Genomic DNA, 18,352 nt, shown 5'->3' on the forward strand with positions numbered 1-18,352 from the left:
CGATGGCCAATACGACCCGATGGGCAGGACGTAAGCGATACCCGTCGGGCCGTGTCTGGAGTGTTGAGCCTAGACGGGGGTCGGACCCGGATCCGGATCAGTAGGGGAAGGATCCGTGCCGCAAACGCGGCACAACGAGCCGACCACGTTGCCCCATTCCTTCACGGGTGGCCAGATATGAGCCGGCGCCGCCTGACCGAACAGCATTGCATAGTCGTGCAGAAACCTTGCGTACCACTCCATGGTATCATTGGTTTGAACGTTTTCCCCCTGAACTTCCCCATTATACATTCTGTCAGGGTAGTGATGAAGAAAGCGCCCGACGACATCATGGCAGAAACACTGGTAGTCCTTGGTAAACAAGATGAATGTATGCCAAAGGTCATCGACCGGACCTGCCATGCCATGCCATAATCGAATGTCGGGTTCAGCGCGGCCAGCTGAAAGTAGCGTTTCAGCTCGGTCTCGTGCTCTTTTGCAAGAGGCTGTGGTACATCGAATTCTGCGGCATATTTAGTCACAACGTGGTCCATTTGATACGTCGCGATGGTTTCCATCAGTTGCGCAGCTTCGTTATGATCAATCGCATTCCCATCTGTGAGGGCGTCTGCTGATTCATGAGCAAGTAGAGTATTCTGAGCATTTGCCATTGCATATCTCCTATGTATCTGCTGCGCATGAAGAATACATGCCGCTGGTACTGCTGCCAGAACGTTCTTGAACACATTCCAGAATGCATTCTGCGGTCGTTTTGCTGCAGGGCAGGGATTGGCGGTCCAGATTTAAGGTGGCGTACCATGCCCCTCTGGCTTCTCTGCTTCACAAACATCCCGGGGAGCGCGAGGGGCTGGCCCCTCGCTCCCGACCTCTGCGATCTCTCGCATGCTCAGATCAGGTTCGCACCCCCGCAAACCGGGTTTGCCAGTCTTCGCGGGCCTCATCGGTGATTTTCGAGAACAACACCTCCGGCACGGTGAAGGCGTGGCCCGCCGGTAGCGTGGTCAGGGCCGCGCCGGTCTCCTCGGGCCAGGCCGCTGCCGCCCCCATCGCCTCCAGCATTCTGGCCGCGGCATCGGGGATGAAAGGGGCTGAAAGCGTAGCGTAAAGCGGGATCAGGTTCAGGGCCAGCCGGGTGATCGCGGCGGCGCGCTCCGGCTCGGTCTTGAAAGCGGTCCAGGGGGCGGCGGATTGCAGATATTCATTGCCCAGCACCCAGATCGCGCGCAGCTCTGCCGTTGCCTTGCGGATGTCGATGGCATCCATATGGGCCTGATAGGCGGTCAGACGGGCCTGCAGATCGGCGATCAGGGCCTCTTCCTGCGGGCCATAGCTTCCCCCCTCTGGTACGGTCTCGCCGAATTTCGAGCGGCAGAATTTGGTGACGCGGCTGACGAAATTGCCCAGCACATCGGCCAGATCCTTGTTCACATCCTGCTGGAAGGCTTCCCAGGTGAACTCACTGTCCGAGGTTTCGGGGGCATGGCTCAAAAGCCACCAGCGCCAGTAATCGGGGGGCAGGATCTCCAGCGCCTGGTCCATGAACACGCCGCGCCCCTGAGAGGTGCTGAACTGCCCGCCATCATAATTCAGGTAGTTGAAGGATTTGATGTAATCCACCAGCTTCCAGGGCTCGCCCGAACCGATGATCGTGGCCGGAAAGCTGAGCGTGTGGAACGGCACATTGTCCTTGCCCATGAACTGGACATAGCGCACGTCATCCGCCCCCTTGTCCGTCCGCCACCAGCATTCCCAATCGGTGCCCTTGCCTGCATCGACCCATTCCCCGGCGCAGGCGATGTATTCGATCGGCGCATCGAACCAGACATAGAACACCTTGCCTTCCATCCCCGGCCAGTCCGCATCGCCGCGTTTGACCGGAATGCCCCAGTCCAGATCGCGGGTGATGCCCCGGTCCTGCAACCCGTCGCCATCGGTCAGCCATTTCTTCGCAATCGAGGTGGTCAGGATCGGCCAGTCGCTCTTGCTGTCGATCCAGTCGCCCAACTGATCGCGCAGGGCGGATTGGCGCAGATACAGGTGCTTGGTTTCGCGCACCTCCAGATCGGTGGAGCCGGAAATCGCGCTGTGCGGGTCGATCAGATCGGTCGGGTCAAGCTGTTTGGTGCAGTTCTCGCACTGGTCGCCGCGCGCCTTGTCATAGCCGCAATTGGGGCAGGTGCCCTCGATATAGCGATCAGGCAGAAATCGGCCATCGGCGTTGGAATAGACCTGCTTTTCCGAAACCTCCTCGATCAGCCCGGCCTCGGCCAGACGGCCTGCGAAATGCTGGGTCAGGCGGTGGTTCTGCGGGCTTGAGGACCGTCCGAAATGATCGAAGGACAGGCGGAACCCCTCGGCCAGCGCGGCCTGAACTTCCCACATCTCGGCGCAGTATTCCGCCACGGGTTTGCCCGCCTTTGCAGCGGCGAGTTCTGCCGGTGTGCCATGTTCATCCGTGGCGCAGAGAAACAGCACCTCCTGCCCCCGGGCGCGCAGGTATCGGGCATAGAGATCGGCGGGCAACTGGCTGCCGATCAGATTGCCCAGATGTTTGATCCCGTTGATATAGGGGATCGCCGAGGTGATGAGGGTGCGCGCCATCGTCGTACCTGCCTTGTCGGTCTGTTCGGGCCGGGTTTAGCCCAAGGCCGGTGCAAGGACCAGTGGCAGAAAACTCCAGGGTTATGGCCCTATAGATTCGGACTGAAATTCTGAAAGACCCCACATCATCCTTACGCCCGCCGGGCAGCGCCCGTACCGCCCCCACGGGGCGGGCGCTTCTCGCCCACCCCTCGGCTCAGACGATGCCCTCTGTGCAATGCATATGTGGTGCAGAATTCTGGTCTGGTCCTAGCGGGGACGGCGAAAGATACGCCCGGCCTGAAACGAGGTGCGGGGGATCCAGATATAGGGGTTGCGGGTTCCCGCACTGGCCCGGCGGCGCATACGGATCAGCCCGAACAGGACCAGCCCCAGATGGCCTGCGGCGATGAAGACGAACAGGGCCGGGGGGCCGAATGCGGTGATCAGGGCGGAACTGACCAAAGGCGCGACAATCGCCCCGACCGCATAGAAGAACATCAGCGCAGCGGAGAGCTCGACCCGCTGGCTGTCATCGGCCCAGTCATGGGCATGGGCCGCCGAGATCGAATAGATCGGAAAAGTCAGCCCGCCGAACAGCAGTGCGGCGGTGAAAATCGCAATGGTGCCCTGACTGGCCAGCACAAGTGTTACGCCGCTGGCAAGGATTGCCGCGCCGGAGGCCCCGATCAGAACCCAACGGCGGTCATAGCGATCAGCCAGCCAGCCTGCGGGCAGTTGCACCAACGCCCCGCCAAGTACGAAGGCGGCCAGGAAATACCCGATCTGGCTGGCTGCCAGCCCGACCTCCTGCCCGTAAAGCGGGCCGACCATGCGGAAGCCTGCGCTGCTGATGCCAGAGACGATGACGCCGGCCACGGCAAGCGGCGACAGATGCCAGGCAAGGCTTGGTTTCAGGCGCGGCGCTGATGGGGTTTCAGGTTGCGACATCCGGGTCAGTGTCAGCGGCAGAAGGGCCGCGCAGCACAGGATCGCCAGCAGATTATACGAGACATAGGAGGCCGGAGCCAGCACCCCGATCAGAAGCTGCGCCACCAGCGAGCCGCCGGTATCGACCATCCGGTAGGTGCCCATGGCGCGCCCTCGCGTGGCATTGGTCACCTTCGATTGCAGCCAGGCCTCGATCACCGTGTAGCACCCCGCGATACACAGGCCCGAGGCGACGCGCATCAATGCCCAGGCATAGGCATCCATAACCAGCATATGGGCCAGAAGGCCAATCGCCCCGGTGGCGGTGAAGGCAGCGAAGGCGCGGGAATGGCCCACTGACCCCATCAGGCGCGGGGCCCACCAGCAGCCGATGAAGAAACCCAGAAAATGGGCAGAACCAAGCAGACCGATCTGGCCATGGGAAAAGCCCAGTTCGCTGCCCGACAGCACATCAAGCGGACCGACGCCGCCGGAACTGAGTTGCAGAAGGATGATGGAAAGGAAAAGGGCGGTGAAAGACAGAATCAGGCGCATGGAACCGGTATGTGCAACATAGGGGCACCCTCGCATGCCGCCCGTCCGGCGGTCTGTGCGGTTTGCGCCCTTTCCCATGTCGCAAACCGCACAGATCGGTAACAGGGCGAGAGCAGGCCGGACCCTTGGATTGCGCTTGTCCCTGACGCAGTAGCGGTTACTTCTGGGTCCAAACCGTGAATGTGCCTCAACATTCAGCCGATGCGCTTTGAAAGGAAATCCCGCCGATGAAATATATCCCTCTGGGCCAGAGCAAGACCCAAATCAGCCAGTTCTGTCTGGGCACGATGACCTGGGGCAACCAGACGCCGGAAACCGACGCGCACCGGCAGATGGATATGGCGTTGGAGGCGGGGATCAACATCGTCGATACGGCGGAGATGTATCCGGTCAACCCGGTGCGGGCCGAAACCGTCGGCCATACCGAAAAGATCCTTGGCAACTGGATCGCCGCAAACCCTGCCCGGCGTGATGATCTGGTTCTGGCCACCAAGGTCAGCGGCCGGAACGAGGTATTTGTTCGCCCCGGACAGGACATCACCGGGGCCAGCTTTCTGAAGGCGTTTGAGGGGTCTTTGACACGGTTGAAAACCGACCGGATCGACATCTATCAGATGCATTGGCCCAATCGCGGCAGCTTCCATTTCCGCCAGATCTGGGACTATGACCCCTCGGGCCAGGACAAGGCGGTGACCCTGGCCCATATGGTCGAGATACTGGAGGCGGCGGAAACTCTGGTGACGGCGGGCAAGCTGGGCCATCTGGCGCTTTCGAATGACAGTGCCTGGGGGGCCGCGCAATGGCTGCGTCTCAGCGAGGAAAGGGGCCTGCCGCGGATCGCGTCCATTCAGAATGAATACTCGCTGCTTTGCCGTCATTATGACAGTGATCTTGCGGAACTGGCGGTCAATGAGGCCCTGACCCTTCTGGCGTTTTCGCCCCTGGCAGCCGGGCTTCTGACCGGGAAATACCAGCAGGGCGCTATCCCTGCGGGGTCCCGCATGTCGCTGGTCGAAAATCTGGGCGGGCGGAAAACCGACCGGGCGTTTCAGGCCGTGGACGCCTATCAGAAAATCGCCGACCGCCACGGGCTGGACATGGTTCATATGGCCCTGGCCTTCACGGTGCAGCGGCCTTTCCCGGTATCCTCGATTTTCGGGGCCACAACGACAAACCAGTTACAGCATATTCTCAAGGGGCTGGATGTGGTTCTGTCAGATGACGTGTTGGCCGAAATCAACACCACCCATCGCGCGATTCCGATGCCCTATTGAGCCCGGTTGCGGCGACGTTATGGTGTCGGCACGTCACGCGACAGGGGGGTAAGCATGACAGGTCAGATGGCGCTTTTGGGCGCCGGTACGCGCGGCTGTGCCTGGGCGGCGCGCTTTGTGCTGATGGGATGGGATGTTCGGGTCTTCGACCCTGAACCCGGTGCCGATGCGCGGGTGGAAGAGGCACTTGCGGCGGCGCGTGCCGCCCTGCCTGCGCTATACGATGTGGCGCTGCCACCTGCGGGCACAGTCACCTATCCTGACAGCCTGACCAAGGCTGTGACCGGGGCAGACTGGGTGCAGGACGGGTTGCCCGACCGCTTGGCCCTGAAGCGCAAGATGTATCAGGCGGTACAGGCCAGCATCGGCCCCGAGGTGGTGATTGCCGCCGCGTCGTACACATTGGGGGTGGAGGATTTGCAGGGCTGCGCACCGCGACCTGCACAGATTCTGTCGATGGCGGGCCGGATGCCGGTCTGGCTGTTTCCGCAGGTAAAGATCGAGGGTGGCCCGGCGACACCGCCTGAGTTTCTGATGCGTGCGGGGGAGGTTCTGCACTCAATCGGAATGGTTCTGGATGCAGACGGGCTGGCAGAGATGTTGCCGGGCGATGACCCTGACACGGTTGTTGCGGTCCTGCGCGCCCTGAAATTGCGCCGCGAACCGGGTCTGGGCGCGGGTCTTGCCGATCACGAGGTGTCCCTGGCGCCGCAGATGCCGGATCTGGCCACCCCGCCGGTGACGCTGGACCGGCAGGTGCCGCCTGACTGGGTGGACTATAACGGGCATATGAATGAAGCCCATTACCTGACCGCCTTTTCCAATGCCTGTGACCGGTTACTGCTTTGGGCGGGCATGGATGCCAATTGCGTGACTGAAGGGCACAGCGTGTTCACCGTCGAAACCCATATCCGCCATCTGGGGGAGGTTGATATCGGTGACCGGATCACGGTGACCACACGGGTGCTGGATGCGGCGGGCAAACATCTGCATCTGTGGCATGAAATGCAAAGCAGGGCAGGGCTGGCGGCCACATGTGAACAGATGCTGCTGCATATGGACCTGACCATAAGACGGCCGGCGCTGCCGCGTGCGGATGTGGGCGCGGTTCTGACCGCCGCGGCCGGAGCCCATGCCGCCCTGCCCGAACCTGAGGGGGTGGGCCGGGCCATCGGCGCCCCGCGCTGACCCCGGGCCTTGCGTCAATCCTTGATCCGGTGGCGTAGCGCGGTCAGGATTTTCGGGCTCTGCCGGGCAGAGGCAAGGCTTTCGCGGATCAGCCAGTCGAAATGCTGGCTGACACCGCGCACCCGGTTCCGGTCGCGGAAGGCCACATAATGGCGGCCCATATAGATCACCGTCATTTTCGGGCCGAACACGGTGACGGGGGCGGAAAACACCCGATGCGCATCGAAAACGAACATCCGCAATGTCGGGTAAAGCCGGTCATAAACCTCGATGATCCAGTCGATCTGTTCCCGTCTGAGATCGGCATCAAGGCCAGTGTAATACCCCTGACCCAGGGCGAAGCATTCCAGTTCATGAAGCGGCAGTGCAATCTCATAATCGCTTTGACTGCTGCGCATCCAGTCAAGCCGGGCCTCGGCGGCACCAATCGCCTGATCGGGCCTTCGGTTCATGGTCGGGGCATATTCCCACCGCATCACCTCATGGGTCTTCAACATGTCGGGCAGGGTTGCGGGCACATGGCGGATTTTGAAACCCGCAGCTTCTTTGTGCCAGGCAAAAATCTGGTCATCAATGGCGCTGGAGCGCCCGGTTTCCGTCAGGGACAGGCTGGTGGCAAGAATGTCGCCGGCCAGTTCGGGCCGGTCGCTGAGCCCGAGAAGCCAGTCGGCAGAAACGCCAAGCGCCTGGGCGGCTGTGGCCACCAGATGGCCACCGGGCATCCGCGCATCCTCGGCCATCAAAAGCTGCGTGATGGTGGAACGGTCCACCGCGATGGCCCGCGACAGACCCGCCCGCGACAGGCCCGAACTGGCCAGCGCCGCAGCCAGACGCTCTCGAAACAGGGCGGCGCGATGACGTTTGTCGGTTAATTCCAGCATTGTTTATTATTATCACATTTGTTGGATTTCTGCTGAGAAAACCCGGACTGCCCCGAAAAAGCAAGCTCTGTTAGGCGGATATGGCAGGGCCGGGGATTGCCTTGCCATATGACATCGGAGATTGAATGCGCGTCGAGTGGCCGACTGTTCTTGTCATTGTGCTGTGTTATCTGGGTTGGTGTCTTGCGCTGTTCCTGCTGCCGATGATCTGGCTTCCGCTGGCGATCGGGTTGGGGGCCTATACCATCGCGCTGCAGTCTTCCCTGCAACATGAGGTGACCCATGGGCATCCGTTCAGGGCCCGCCGTTTGAATGAGGCGATTGTCTTTGCGTCCTTGAACCTGTGCATCCCCTTCATCCGGTTTCGCGATATGCATCTGGACCATCATCTGGATAGCAACCTGACCGACCCCTATGACGACCCGGAATCCAACTATCTGGACTCGGCTGTCTGGACCCGGCTGCCACGCCCACTGCGGATCATATTGATGGCCAATAACACCCTGATCGGGCGGCTTCTGCTGGGCCCGGTGGTGTCGCAAACGGCCTTCATGATCGGGGACTGGCGGCAAGTCCGGAGCGGGGATCGCGGGGTTTTGCGGGCCTGGCTGTGGCATGTGGCGACAATTATGCCGGTCCTGATTCTTGTTCTGGTCGCGCCGATGCCCCTCTGGGCCTATCTTCTGGCCTGCTATATGGGCATCGCGGTTCTGAAAATCCGCACCTTTCTGGAACATCGCGCCCATGACCGTGCAAGCGGACGCACGGTGATTATCGAGGATCAGGGGCCGCTGGCCTTTTTGTTCCTCAACAACAATTTCCACGTGGTCCATCACATGCATCCACGCCTGCCCTGGTATCAGATACCAGCCTTGTATTTCTCTCATAAAGACAGGTATTTGAACCGGAATGACGGGTATTTCTACCGGTCCTATGCCGCCATCTTTCGCCGCCATCTGTTTCGCCCGAAAGACCCGGTGCCGCATCCGCTCTGGTCGCGAACGGACTTGTAGACCGGGGCGTTAGGCGCGAAGAGAAGGTATGCCCTTTTGGATACCTGTCACCATCTTTGCCGCTTTCATGCAGAATCTGCGGTTTCTGTTGCAGCGGCATCTGAAGGTCACCACCCTGTCCACCGGCGGCGCGACCTGGGCGCGGTTTCTTTATTCGGCACCTTTGGTGGCGGTGATCGTGGCGGTCTATTCCGGCGTCTCAGATCAGGCCCTGCCCGCACCGGATGGGTGGTTCTGGGCTTTCGTGATCTCTGGCGGGATGGCCCAGATGCTGGCCACGATGTGCGTTGTGGCGCTGTTCGCACACCGGAATTTCGCCGTCGGCATCACCCTGAAAAAGACCGAAGTGATCCTGACAGCGCTTCTGGGCCTCGCGATATTGGGAGAGGCGATTTCCCCGCCGGTCATCGCGGCCATCGCTTTGGGGTTCATCGGGGTGCTGCTGCTGTCAGATCCGCCAGAAGCTGGGGGCGCGCTGCCCTGGAAGGCGCGGGTTTTCAATGTGGCCTCGGGGTATGGTCTGGCCTCGGGCGTGCTGTTCGGTATCTCGGCGGTCGGTTATCGCGGGGCCTCCCTGTCACTGCCGGATGGCGATGTATTCCTGCGCGCCTCCTTCACCCTGGCGGCGGCAACTGTGGTGCAGACTGTGACGCTCGGTGTCTGGCTGGCCTGGCGCGAAGCTGGGCAGATCGCAAGGGTGCTGGCCTCCTGGCGGGTGTCTGCGCTGGTGGGGCTGACCTCGATGTTCGGCTCGCTGGCCTGGTTCACCGCCTTCACCCTGCAGACAGCGGCTTATGTGAAAGCCCTGGGCCAGATCGAACTGGTTTTCACCTTCCTGTTCTCGGCCTTCTGGCTGAAAGAACAGTCCTCACCCAAGGAGATCTGGGGGATCGTGCTGGTGGTGGCCTCTATCGGGCTGATTTTCGCAGGCAGTCTCTGAGATGACGATCATCCTTGCGATTGCGCCCATTTTTCTTCTGATCCTGACCGGATATGCGCTGCGCCGCGGGCGCATCCCGTCTGATGAGTTCTGGGATCTGAACGACAGGCTGGTGTATTTCGTGCTGATGCCCGCCCTGTTTTTTGTGCGTATCTCAACCGCGGATCTGGGCGAAGCGGGGCTTGGCCGCTTTGCCGCCGTGCTCTATGCGGGTTTCTTTGCAGCGACAGGCTTCGGTGTGATCGCGGGGTTTCTTCTGCGCCGGGGCGGGGCGGTCGGCACCTCTGTGATGCAGGGGGCGGGCAGGTTCAACAGTTTTGTCGCCCTTGCGGTGGCCGAGGCGCTTTTCGGCGCGCCGGGCCTGCAACTGGCCGTATTGGGGGCGGCCATTCTGGTGCCTGTCGTCAATCTGACCGTGATCAGCCTTTTTGCCGTGATGCTGCCCCGAAAGGGCGGAAATATGTTGCGGGCGGCGGTGAGGCAACTGGCAACCAACCCGTTGATCCTGGCCATTCTGGCGGCGCTGGCATTCAATGTCGGGGGCTTCCGGACGCTGCCGGTTCTGCATGATACGCTGACGATCCTGGGGCAGGCGGCGCTGCCGGTCATGCTGCTATGCGTGGGGGCGAACCTGAAACTGCGCGGGCTCAGGGCCGAGATCGCGCCGATGGCCCTGGCCGGGTTTGGCAAGATCGTGATCTTTCCCGGCACGCTTCTTCTGACGGCTCCGGCACTTGGTCTTGATCCGCTCAGCGCGCAGGTGGCGCTGATCTATGGCGCGCTGCCCACAGGCGTGGCCGCCTATACGCTGGCCCGGCAACTGGGCGGCGATGCGCCCCTGATGGCGGCGATGATCACCATGCAGACCCTGATCAGTTTCGCGACAATGCCACTGTGGTTGAGTCTGGGCGCGCGGGTCTTTGATTTGTAATGCCGGATGTCCTGAAACCGGAAACGGCGGAGACATGGCTTGGCTTTCTTCTTGTCTCCAATACGCCGGGGAGCGCGAGGGGCTGGCCCCTCGCTCCCTGCCTCACAGTCTTTCGAACCGGCTGATCTCACCTGCATTGTTGAAAAACGGCACACCCTTATGGGCGGTGCCGTTCAGACGCGCGGCAAGTTCGGCAAGCACCACCTCGGTGATGAACGGCATGTCAAAGGCGCGGGCCTTGTCCAGCGGCACCCATTGCAGATGGCTCAACTCATCTTCGGCGCGGGTGAAGTCATCGGGGTCGCTGGCCAGAGACCGGGCATCTGCCAGCAAGAACCGGGCGTCAAACCGGCGGGAACGTCCCGGCGGGGTGATCGCACGAAAGATAAAATCAAGCGCGGCACCGTCAGGCAGAAACCCGGTGGCGAGATATCCGCGCCAGCCTCTGGGCGCCTCCATTGCGGCCGCGCGGGCATCGGTGCGGCCCAGAAGCAGGCCGGTTTCCTCCCAAAGCTCACGGGTCGCCGCCGCGATCACGGCACTGGCCGGGGTGTCGGATTTGGCCGCAAGGCAGGCGGCGACAGCGGGGGTGACGGGCGGGCCAGCGGAATACCGGCATCGACCGCATCCACCGCCCCGCCGGGGAAGACGAATTTCGACGGCATAAAGGCCGCCTCCTTGCCGCGCTGGCCCATCAGAACGCAGGGCTGCGTTGCCGCGTCACGCAGAACGATCACGGTTGCCGCGTCGCGGATGGCGGTCTTGTCGGGTTGGTCTGTCACGGCAGCACCGCCCGGGGGTCGCCCGGGGTTTCAGAACCCGTGCATGCGTTTGGCCCATTGTATCCCCACGATCATCCCCTTGAATCTGGGCAAGAGGTAAAGGGCCATCGCAACCCCGCCAACAGAAAACATCGCCGACAGCAGATAAGGCCCGGGCTGCCATGTGGTATAGACCCATAACATCAGCGTGCCCAACAGCTTGGCGGTGACCAGAATGGTCAGATAGGCAGGACCGTCATCGGCGCGGGCCGGGCTGAGGTCTTCGCCGCAGCTTTCACAGCTCTGGCGCAGTTTCAGATAGCTCTGGAACAGATGGCCCTTGCCGCAATTCGGGCAGCGCTGGAAAAGACCGCGCCGGATGGCAGGCCAGACCGGGCGCTCGGGCGCGCCGATCTCGAATGTCGGAGTGTCGGGGGTATGGGTCATCTGGGCTCTGCCATCGCGGGGTTTCTGATTTCGCATGTAGCACTTGTGCGGACCCGCGGACAGAGGGGCAGTTCGTCGCGACAGCAGCCCGGCAATTTTTTTCGACGGAATTCCGAAACTGCCCCGTGGAAAGGATCAGACAGGCAATGAAAAAGGAGAATTCGCATGTCCCTTCGCAAGACAGTTATTCTGGGTGGTCTGGTTTCCGTGGCACTCTGCGCTGCCATTCCGGCACTCGCTCAGGGCGGCGGCGGCCCGCGCGGGCCACAGGTGACGTTTGAGGAATTGGATCAGAACGGTGACGGGGCGGTCAGCCTTGAAGAGATGACCAGCCATCGCGACACCCGGTTCTCGCGCAGTGATGCCGATGGCGACGGGCTTTTGACCCGCGATGAGATGATCGCCTCCGGGCAGGAGCAGATCGCCGCGCGGGCCGATCAGATGCTGGAGCGTCTGGACAGTGACGGCGATGGCGCGATCAGCATAGCCGAGATGGAGGCCGCAGCAGAAGCCCGGCAGGACCGTCGTCAGGCCCGGATGTTCGAACGGCTGGATGCGGATGGCAATGGCACGATCAGCGCCGAGGAGTTCGAGGCAGCAGCAGAGCAGATGCGGGAGCGGCGCGGCGGTCACCGCTCCGGTTTCGGCCGCGACAACGGCTGAGATGGATGGGGCGCGGCAGGGGCGCAAGACCTTTGCCGTGTCCCGACAGCCGCGCTACAGCGAAATCGTTTTATGCTGCATCACCGCGCATCAAAATTCGCGTTCGAGATCAGCAACTTGCTGACCCGGAGGCAGAGAATTTTGATACAGATTAAACGATTTCTGCTTTAAGCAGGGGCATGGTGCAGGTGGATGCCGAGCTGGATCAATTGGAGGATGGGGCCTTGATGGTGCTCTATGCCAATGGAGATCAGGGAGCCGCGCGGGTGTTGACCGGGCGGTTGCTGCCCCGTGTCCTGAGCCATGCGACCCGTGTGTTGGGGGACAGGGCCGAGGCCGAGGATGTGGCACAGGAGGCGATGTTGCGGCTTTGGCGCGCGGCGGCGGATTGGCGCAGCGATGGCGCGGCGCGGCCGGGCACCTGGCTTTACCGGGTGACCGCCAATCTGATTGTCGACCGGTTGCGCCGGTCCGGGCGCGCGGTGGGTCTTGATACGGTGGCAGAGCCTGCGGATGATGCGGAAAGCGCCGAGGCGGGGTTGATGCGGCAGGGGCGGATGGCCGCCCTGGATGCCGCCCTGGCACGCCTGCCGGAACGGCAGCGACAGGCGGTTGTTCTGCGCCATATCGAAGGTGTGTCGAACCCGGAAATCGCGGCGGTATTGGACATCAGTGTTGAAGCGGTGGAAAGTCTGACGGCACGTGGCAAACGTGCCCTGGCGGTGGCGCTTGCAGGGCAGAAGGAGGCATTGGGCTATGGGGACGGATAAAGATGATCTTGCGGCGCTTTTTGCCGAAGCCCGCCGGGATGCCACACCGGGCCCGGATCTCAGCGCGCGGGTGCTGGCAGATGCATTGGCGGTTCAGGCCGGACCCCCCGCAGAGGCAGGGCGCGGGGCGGGTTGGGTCATGCGCAGTCTGGGGGCGATCGGCGGCTGGCCCGGCCTGTCGGGTCTGGCCGTGGCCGGGGTCGCCGGGCTGATGATCGGGGTTTATGCCACTGACAGTGTGGATCTGCTGCTGAACGGGCAGTTGACCAGTCTGACGGGGGGCGACAGCACCGGGTTGATGCCGGGCATTGACAGTCTGCTGCTGTCATTCGGGGAAGAAGGGTAAGAAGATGGTTGAAACGACACCGCCAACCCCGCCGGGTCCACCTGCGCCTCCGCGCCGGTCAGCAGGTCGCGGCGTGAAAATCGCACTTGCGCTGTCTTTGGCTGCCAACCTGTTGATCATTGGCGTTATTTCCGGTGCGGCCCTGGGTCGGATCGGCAGTGGCCCGGTGGATGCTGACGGGCCTATGGGGTTGCGCGCCATCGGGCTGGGCCCGCTGGCCTTTGTGCTGGATCGCGAGGATCGGGCCGCATTGCGGGCGCGGCTGACGGCGGATCGAAGCAGATTGCAGCCTGATCTGCGCGGATTGGGCCGGTCGATGCAGCAGGTCAGCACGGCCCTGCGGGCCGATCCCTTTGATCGTGCGGCCATGTCAGACCTGCTGCGCCAGCAGCGTGGACATGTGCAGGGGTTACAGACCGAGGGACATCGGGTGTTGCTGGATCAGTTGCAGGACATGACCCCGGAGGCACGTGCCGCGCTGGCAGACCGGTTGCAACGTCGTATGCGGCAGAACAGATCTCCCTGATCTGGACGATCTGTTGCGGTTCAGACAGCGCAGCCCCGTTCGTACAGTTAGATAGGGCAACAGAATAAGCGGCCGCAGACTATCTGCGACCGCCGCGTCATCAAAATTTGTCACATGCTAAAATGGCGGATCAGTCTTCGGACGACCCATATGAGCCGGCTGAATAGCTGTCATATGCGGTGTGATCGTCCGGTTGGCAGGCCGCGAGCGACAGGATGCCAGAAATCAGAAAAACAAGACGTGTCATCTGTGCATCTCCGGTCTTAGTTCTGCGCGGCGAACCAGACGCCGCCAACGCCGTGGCCGGTGACATCACCACGCTCTGCATCGCCCTGCCAGAAATAGAGCGGCTGCCCGTTCAAGGCCCATTGGCGGGTTCCGTCATTCCGGTCAATGATGCCAAATGCACCTTCCGCCTCTGCGGTATCCGAGGCCAGGAAGGGCGGCCATGCGCTTGCGCAGGACTCGTAGCAATTGGATTGGTTCGGTGTGTCCTGGGTGAATGTGTAAACCGTCATCCCGTTATCGGCTGCGGCAAGCACGTCACCGATATCGGTGTTGAACGAGGTGACTGGGTCAGCAAGGGCGGGGGCAGCGATGCTGGCCATGGCGATGCATGCGGCGATCAGTTTGCGGTTCATAATTTAGGTCTCCTTTTGTGTAATCTGCATTCAGTGGAGCATTTGAGCCTCACTGATCAGACCTACGCGCCGGGATTGCCGTTTATTCACGGCAATCGGAAAAAAGTGGAATTTTTTTGTGCCGCCGCGCGTAAACCCTTTGAAAAGCAACCGGGTAAGGGGTTCGATGCGATGTCGGACATTGCGATGACGGGTCTGTCTGCGGTTCGGTGCTGCGTGCAATCACGTTGCATCGCGGTGGAACTCAAGGCACTAATGACGCGTACAATCCCGGGGGTGCGGGTTAACGTGAGCGAGGCGGGTGTGTCGACAGATCTGAAGCGCGATCTCATAGCTCTTCTGCCAAGGCTCAGGCGATTTGCGCGGAGCCTGACCCGCTCTGCCATTGAGGCTGACGATCTGGTGCAGGAAGCCTGTCTGCGCGCCCTGAGCCGGGCGGATCAATGGGATCGCACGCAGCCTCTGGATCGCTGGATGTTTCGGATCACCCGGAATCTGTGGATCAGTGAAATGCGGAAACGCGGTGTGCGGCTTGGTCAGGGCCATGTTCCGGCAGAAGACGCGACAGAGCTTGTGTCGCCCGAAACCGGCGATGCGGCCCTTGCGGTCAGCGAGGTGCATGGCCATATCGCCTCCCTTCCCGGCGATTTATCCTCGGTGCTTCTGACGGTATCAGTTGAAGGTTACAGCTATGCGGAGGCAGCCGAATTGTTCGAGATACCGATCGGCACGGTCATGAGCCGGGTTCACAGGGCCCGAAAAGCATTGGCCATGCGGATCGACGGGGCGAAGGAGGCGCAGACATGAAAATTGATGATGAAATGCTGAGCGCGTTCCTGGATGGAGAACTGACCGCCGACAAGACCCGCGCAATTGAAACCGCACTGACCGATGATCCGGGGCTGCAGGCGCAGTTTGAGACCCTGATGGCAGCGAATAACCTTGCGAAGCAGGCATTCGCGGCCATGGCGGATGAGCCGGTGCCGCTTGCCCTTGCCGCGGCTATTCAGGACGCCCCCGTCCCCATCCCGGCAAACGCACCGAACGCGCCGTCATCGCGCGCGGGCTGGCTGCTGGCATCGGCGCTTGTGATTGCCCTGGGGGTCGGAGCGTCATCGGGATATTTCTTCGGCCGCACCACGATTGAGGAGGTCGCCTCTGCCCGAAGCTGGCTGACGGATATTGCCGATTATCATGCTGTCTATGAAACCCAGGTCAGACATCTGGTTGAAGTGCCTGCGTCCGAGGCGGACCATATCGAGACATGGTTGACGGGAACAGTGGGCACCCAGGTCCGCATTCCTGACCTGACAGAACACGGTTTGACCTTTGAAGGCGCGCGCCTTCTTGTGGCGGTTGGCAAACCCGTCGCGCAACTCATATACACGGATGCAGATCAGCGCGTGGTGGCGCTTTGCCAAATTCGCGCGGACGGGGCCAGCCCGGATTTCGATGAGCGCAGGATCAATAGCTTTGACATGGTCACCTGGGGTCGGGAGGACGCGAATTTCGTCGTTATCACCGATCACGGCACCGAAAACATCCGCGCCATCGCCCAGGCCGCCGCCGAACAGGTTTGAAGCGTCGATGCGGAACGGAAATTCCCGACTGCAAGCCGTGCCTTCGCGGAAAAGAGGGCCTTGGAAGCTGCCCGGCGAAAATGCGGGCCTGCATGTGTAAACCGATATAGATGAATGGCGGAGAAGTCGGGAGTCAGTTCGAACACCTCGGTAGATAAATTTGACGCTGATAAAACAGAAGAAAACACTCTGGAAGGCAACTGCGACCTCGATGAGGTCTTCGCGGAGCTTGAACGCTGGAACGATGTTCTAAAGCCTCATCGCAACGCGCTTCTGCGAGGGCCACGGCCATGAGTGTATCAACGAGAACACGGACCCCGCCGTTTTCCATCCGGTTGAATGATGAGGAACGCGCGGCGCTGGAGCGTCAGGCCGGGTCGATGCCCCTGTCGTCCTATGTGAAGTCGGTGGTTTTTGCGGATGAGGCTCCACGCCATCGTAAGCGTCGCGCCATGCCAGAGGCAGATCAGCGGCTGCTGGCGGAGATATTGGCGCGGTTGGGGGCGTCCCGCTCGGCCAGTAATCTGAACCAAATTGCTAAACATCTGAACCAGGGCACGCTGGTCATTGATGAAGACCTGGAAGCCGATCTCAAACAGGCCATTGTCGATGTGGCCTGGACGCGCGTGGCGATCATGCTTGGTGCCACTGCGTTTGGCTTTGGCTTGGGGTGGTTTTTCTTCCCGGAGGCGGCACCTGTGCGGGCTGTCATAGCGGTGGTCGTGGGCGGTGTGGCTGTTTTGATCGCCGGGTTTAACCACGGCCTGCTCGGTTGGAGCACCGCCTTTGTGATGGCCGCAGTCGGGTTTTGCTGGGGGGTGGGCTTTTGGGCCGGTCAGGCCATTCGCGCACTTGGGGACGTGCCCACGACCTTCGGCTCGGCTCGATGGGCCGATGCAAACCATCTCCACCGGAATCGTCTTTTCGACAGAGGTGGCATCCTGCTGGGGCAGGCCCATAACGGACGTGAGCTGGCGCGGATTTTCTATAAAGGGGATCGCCATCTTTTGACCGTTGCCCCCACCTGCGCGTGGAAAGGCATCAGCCATATCATCCCCAACTTGCTTTGCTATGAGGGCTCGGTCCTGGTGATTGATCCCAAGGGGGAGAATGCCATCATCACCGCCAAGGCGCGGATGGATATGGGCCAGGAGGTTCATCTGGTCGATCCCTGGAACATCGCTGCGGATCGGCTGGAGATGACACCCGCCCGGTTCAATCCCCTGGATTGGATCACGCTCACTGACCCCGATGCCACCGAGAACGCCATGCTGCTGGCCGATGCTCTGGTGCAGAAGGACGCCAAGGGGGAAGCTTTCTGGCCCGAAGAGGCCAAACGCTGATTCAGGGCCTGATCCTGCTGGTGGCTTTTGATGAGGCCTATGAGGGGCGGCGCAATCTGGGCACGGTGCGGGATTTGCTGTTGCTCAACGGCGACGCGCTGATGGAGCTGTTCCAATATATGGCGAACTCGCCGCATCATCTGGTGGCTTCCACCGGGGCGCGGTCCTTGCAAAAGGAACCCAAGCTGATGGCCAATGTCATGGCCTCGGCCCAGGCCGAGACCCATATGCTGGATTCTGCCCGGCTGCGTGAGAGCCTCTCGACCTCCGACTTCACCTTTGAGGATTTGAAGAAAGACCCAACCTCGATCTTCCTGATCCTGCCTGCGGATCGCCTGGATACCTTCAGCCGGTTCCTGCGGCTGCTGGTGCAGCAGGCGATCACGGTCAATGCGCGCAATGTGGCCGACAAGCCCAAGAAGCCCGTGCTGTTCATCCTTGATGAGATGCCCGCGCTCGGGCGGCTCTCGATGGTGGAACAAGCCTATGGGCTGATGGCGGGGTTTGGTATTCAGCTCTGGGGTATCACCCAGGATTTATGCCAGCTCCGTCGGGTTTATGGTGAAGATTACGAGAGCTTCATCGCCAATTCGGGCGCGGTGGCATATTTCGGGTCACCTGACAAAACCTCGACGGAGTATTTTGCGGCGGCCTGTGGCACCACGACGGTGTGGAACTTCTCCTCGGCTGTCTCCAATGCGTTGACCACCAACCACGGCAAGGATGGGGCCTCTTCAGGCAACACAATGACCTATTCGGACAATCGGGCCGCGTCACAGCGCAATCTGGCCTATCCCGATGAACTGCGCCGTCTGCCTTTGGATCGTCAACTGCTGCTGATCGAGAACATGAACCCGATCATGGCCAGGAAAATCCGCTGGTTCCGGGACCCGGAACTGGCTCCCAAGGGCACCAACACACACGCGGCATGATCTTCAAATGCTATTCAACCCCGGCGGGTTCTCTGCCGGGGTTTTTCTTTT

General features: G+C 61.4%; 19 protein-coding genes and 1 pseudogene. 13 read left to right on the forward strand and 7 right to left on the reverse strand.

The annotated features are described in order from the left end of the window. Window positions 1-161: 161 nt before the first annotated feature. From E2K80_RS18705 to E2K80_RS18715, 3 genes are all read right to left on the reverse strand, one after another. Window positions 162-650, reverse strand: coding sequence for a hypothetical protein (locus E2K80_RS18705; RefSeq protein ID WP_135376365.1), 489 nt, complete (start codon window positions 648-650; stop codon window positions 162-164). Between the two features lie 241 nt (window positions 651-891). Then, a complete protein-coding gene (gene metG / locus E2K80_RS18710) occupies window positions 892-2,601 on the reverse strand; it encodes a methionine--tRNA ligase (RefSeq protein WP_135376366.1) in 1,710 nt (569 codons plus the stop codon). 249 nt (window positions 2,602-2,850) lie between these two features. Further along, window positions 2,851-4,065 carry an MFS transporter gene (locus tag E2K80_RS18715; protein WP_135376367.1) on the reverse strand — a complete coding sequence of 405 codons (1,215 nt, stop codon included), beginning with the start codon at window positions 4,063-4,065 and terminating at the stop codon, window positions 2,851-2,853. A gap of 227 nt (window positions 4,066-4,292) precedes the next feature. On the opposite strand from E2K80_RS18715, the gene E2K80_RS18720 reads away from it, so the two are divergent. Then, on the forward strand, window positions 4,293-5,339 hold the full coding sequence (locus E2K80_RS18720) for an aldo/keto reductase (RefSeq protein ID WP_135376368.1): 1,047 nt from the start codon (window positions 4,293-4,295) through the stop codon (window positions 5,337-5,339). A 54-nt stretch (window positions 5,340-5,393) separates the two neighbouring features. Then, window positions 5,394-6,527, forward strand: coding sequence for a thioesterase family protein (locus E2K80_RS18725; RefSeq protein WP_135376369.1), 1,134 nt, complete (start codon window positions 5,394-5,396; stop codon window positions 6,525-6,527). Window positions 6,528-6,541: 14 nt separating this feature from the next. On the opposite strand, the gene E2K80_RS18730 is transcribed toward E2K80_RS18725, so the two are convergent. After that, the gene (locus E2K80_RS18730) at window positions 6,542-7,408 is read right to left on the reverse strand and encodes a helix-turn-helix domain-containing protein (protein ID WP_135376370.1); all 867 of its coding nucleotides are present in this window, start codon (window positions 7,406-7,408) and stop codon (window positions 6,542-6,544) included. A 125-nt stretch (window positions 7,409-7,533) separates the two neighbouring features. On the opposite strand from E2K80_RS18730, the gene E2K80_RS18735 reads away from it, so the two are divergent. From E2K80_RS18735 to E2K80_RS18745, 3 genes are read left to right on the forward strand one after another with little or no spacing between them, the layout of a single operon-like run. Further along, window positions 7,534-8,421 carry a fatty acid desaturase gene (locus E2K80_RS18735; protein WP_135376371.1) on the forward strand — a complete coding sequence of 296 codons (888 nt, stop codon included), beginning with the start codon at window positions 7,534-7,536 and terminating at the stop codon, window positions 8,419-8,421. A 28-nt stretch (window positions 8,422-8,449) separates the two neighbouring features. Next, the gene (locus E2K80_RS18740; RefSeq protein WP_135376372.1) at window positions 8,450-9,361 is read left to right on the forward strand and encodes a DMT family transporter; all 912 of its coding nucleotides are present in this window, start codon (window positions 8,450-8,452) and stop codon (window positions 9,359-9,361) included. 1 nt (window position 9,362) lies between these two features. Next, window positions 9,363-10,292: an AEC family transporter gene (locus tag E2K80_RS18745; protein WP_135376373.1), complete on the forward strand. Its 930-nt coding sequence runs from the start codon at window positions 9,363-9,365 to the stop codon at window positions 10,290-10,292. Window positions 10,293-10,394: 102 nt separating this feature from the next. Here the strand turns inward: E2K80_RS18745 and E2K80_RS18750 are convergent. Both E2K80_RS18750 and E2K80_RS18755 read right to left on the reverse strand, forming a co-directional pair. Beyond that, window positions 10,395-11,074 (reverse strand): annotated as a pseudogene (locus tag E2K80_RS18750) (NUDIX hydrolase). Between the two features lie 30 nt (window positions 11,075-11,104). Continuing rightward, window positions 11,105-11,500 (reverse strand): DUF983 domain-containing protein, encoded by a 396-nt coding sequence (locus tag E2K80_RS18755; RefSeq protein ID WP_135376374.1) that lies wholly within the window; start codon window positions 11,498-11,500, stop codon window positions 11,105-11,107. A 165-nt stretch (window positions 11,501-11,665) separates the two neighbouring features. Between E2K80_RS18755 and E2K80_RS18760 the strand changes: the two genes are divergently transcribed. From E2K80_RS18760 to E2K80_RS18775, 4 genes are all read left to right on the forward strand, one after another. Beyond that, window positions 11,666-12,163 (forward strand): EF-hand domain-containing protein, encoded by a 498-nt coding sequence (locus tag E2K80_RS18760; RefSeq protein ID WP_135376375.1) that lies wholly within the window; start codon window positions 11,666-11,668, stop codon window positions 12,161-12,163. 179 nt (window positions 12,164-12,342) lie between these two features. Next, window positions 12,343-12,933 (forward strand): RNA polymerase sigma factor, encoded by a 591-nt coding sequence (locus E2K80_RS18765; RefSeq protein WP_135376376.1) that lies wholly within the window; start codon window positions 12,343-12,345, stop codon window positions 12,931-12,933. Next, a complete protein-coding gene (locus E2K80_RS18770) occupies window positions 12,920-13,279 on the forward strand; it encodes a hypothetical protein (protein ID WP_135376377.1) in 360 nt (119 codons plus the stop codon). Before E2K80_RS18765 ends, E2K80_RS18770 begins: the two co-directional genes overlap by 14 nt. Before the next feature lie 73 nt (window positions 13,280-13,352). Next, window positions 13,353-13,805, forward strand: a complete 453-nt coding sequence (locus tag E2K80_RS18775) for a periplasmic heavy metal sensor (RefSeq protein ID WP_168193242.1) — start codon at window positions 13,353-13,355, stop codon at window positions 13,803-13,805. 263 nt (window positions 13,806-14,068) lie between these two features. Here E2K80_RS18775 and E2K80_RS18780 read toward each other — a convergent pair whose 3' ends face one another. Continuing rightward, window positions 14,069-14,446 carry a COG4315 family predicted lipoprotein gene (locus E2K80_RS18780; protein WP_135376379.1) on the reverse strand — a complete coding sequence of 126 codons (378 nt, stop codon included), beginning with the start codon at window positions 14,444-14,446 and terminating at the stop codon, window positions 14,069-14,071. Between the two features lie 255 nt (window positions 14,447-14,701). Between E2K80_RS18780 and E2K80_RS18785 the strand changes: the two genes are divergently transcribed. From E2K80_RS18785 to E2K80_RS19875, 4 genes are all read left to right on the forward strand, one after another. Continuing rightward, entirely contained in the window at window positions 14,702-15,253 is a 552-nt protein-coding gene (locus E2K80_RS18785) for an RNA polymerase sigma factor (protein WP_135376380.1), read from the forward strand. After that, window positions 15,250-16,026: an anti-sigma factor family protein gene (locus tag E2K80_RS18790; RefSeq protein ID WP_135376381.1), complete on the forward strand. Its 777-nt coding sequence runs from the start codon at window positions 15,250-15,252 to the stop codon at window positions 16,024-16,026. Before E2K80_RS18785 ends, E2K80_RS18790 begins: the two co-directional genes overlap by 4 nt. Window positions 16,027-16,316: 290 nt before the next feature. Beyond that, window positions 16,317-17,369 carry a type IV secretory system conjugative DNA transfer family protein gene (locus tag E2K80_RS19870; protein ID WP_274379239.1) on the forward strand — a complete coding sequence of 351 codons (1,053 nt, stop codon included), beginning with the start codon at window positions 16,317-16,319 and terminating at the stop codon, window positions 17,367-17,369. A gap of 20 nt (window positions 17,370-17,389) precedes the next feature. Continuing rightward, window positions 17,390-18,301, forward strand: a complete 912-nt coding sequence (locus E2K80_RS19875) for a type IV secretory system conjugative DNA transfer family protein (protein WP_274379240.1) — start codon at window positions 17,390-17,392, stop codon at window positions 18,299-18,301. Window positions 18,302-18,352 lie beyond the last annotated feature (51 nt).

This window comes from Rhodophyticola sp. CCM32 (assembly GCF_004751985.1).
Taxonomy (GTDB): Bacteria; Pseudomonadota; Alphaproteobacteria; order Rhodobacterales; family Rhodobacteraceae; genus Rhodophyticola.

What these genes read in the sequence shown, in the direction of transcription:
- E2K80_RS18705 (WP_135376365.1), bottom strand. Translation starts at nt 650, where the DNA reads ATGGCAAATGCTCAGAATACTCTACTTGCTCATGAATCAGCAGACGCC.
- metG (WP_135376366.1), bottom strand. Translation starts at nt 2,601, where the DNA reads ATGGCGCGCACCCTCATCACCTCGGCGATCCCCTATATCAACGGGATC.
- E2K80_RS18715 (WP_135376367.1), bottom strand. Translation starts at nt 4,065, where the DNA reads ATGCGCCTGATTCTGTCTTTCACCGCCCTTTTCCTTTCCATCATCCTT.
- E2K80_RS18720 (WP_135376368.1), top strand. Translation starts at nt 4,293, where the DNA reads ATGAAATATATCCCTCTGGGCCAGAGCAAGACCCAAATCAGCCAGTTC.
- E2K80_RS18725 (WP_135376369.1), top strand. Translation starts at nt 5,394, where the DNA reads ATGACAGGTCAGATGGCGCTTTTGGGCGCCGGTACGCGCGGCTGTGCC.
- E2K80_RS18730 (WP_135376370.1), bottom strand. Translation starts at nt 7,408, where the DNA reads ATGCTGGAATTAACCGACAAACGTCATCGCGCCGCCCTGTTTCGAGAG.
- E2K80_RS18735 (WP_135376371.1), top strand. Translation starts at nt 7,534, where the DNA reads ATGCGCGTCGAGTGGCCGACTGTTCTTGTCATTGTGCTGTGTTATCTG.
- E2K80_RS18740 (WP_135376372.1), top strand. Translation starts at nt 8,450, where the DNA reads ATGCCCTTTTGGATACCTGTCACCATCTTTGCCGCTTTCATGCAGAAT.
- E2K80_RS18745 (WP_135376373.1), top strand. Translation starts at nt 9,363, where the DNA reads ATGACGATCATCCTTGCGATTGCGCCCATTTTTCTTCTGATCCTGACC.
- E2K80_RS18755 (WP_135376374.1), bottom strand. Translation starts at nt 11,500, where the DNA reads ATGACCCATACCCCCGACACTCCGACATTCGAGATCGGCGCGCCCGAG.
- E2K80_RS18760 (WP_135376375.1), top strand. Translation starts at nt 11,666, where the DNA reads ATGTCCCTTCGCAAGACAGTTATTCTGGGTGGTCTGGTTTCCGTGGCA.
- E2K80_RS18765 (WP_135376376.1), top strand. Translation starts at nt 12,343, where the DNA reads ATGGTGCAGGTGGATGCCGAGCTGGATCAATTGGAGGATGGGGCCTTG.
- E2K80_RS18770 (WP_135376377.1), top strand. Translation starts at nt 12,920, where the DNA reads ATGGGGACGGATAAAGATGATCTTGCGGCGCTTTTTGCCGAAGCCCGC.
- E2K80_RS18780 (WP_135376379.1), bottom strand. Translation starts at nt 14,446, where the DNA reads ATGAACCGCAAACTGATCGCCGCATGCATCGCCATGGCCAGCATCGCT.
- E2K80_RS18785 (WP_135376380.1), top strand. Translation starts at nt 14,702, where the DNA reads ATGACGCGTACAATCCCGGGGGTGCGGGTTAACGTGAGCGAGGCGGGT.
- E2K80_RS18790 (WP_135376381.1), top strand. Translation starts at nt 15,250, where the DNA reads ATGAAAATTGATGATGAAATGCTGAGCGCGTTCCTGGATGGAGAACTG.
- E2K80_RS19870 (WP_274379239.1), top strand. Translation starts at nt 16,317, where the DNA reads ATGAGTGTATCAACGAGAACACGGACCCCGCCGTTTTCCATCCGGTTG.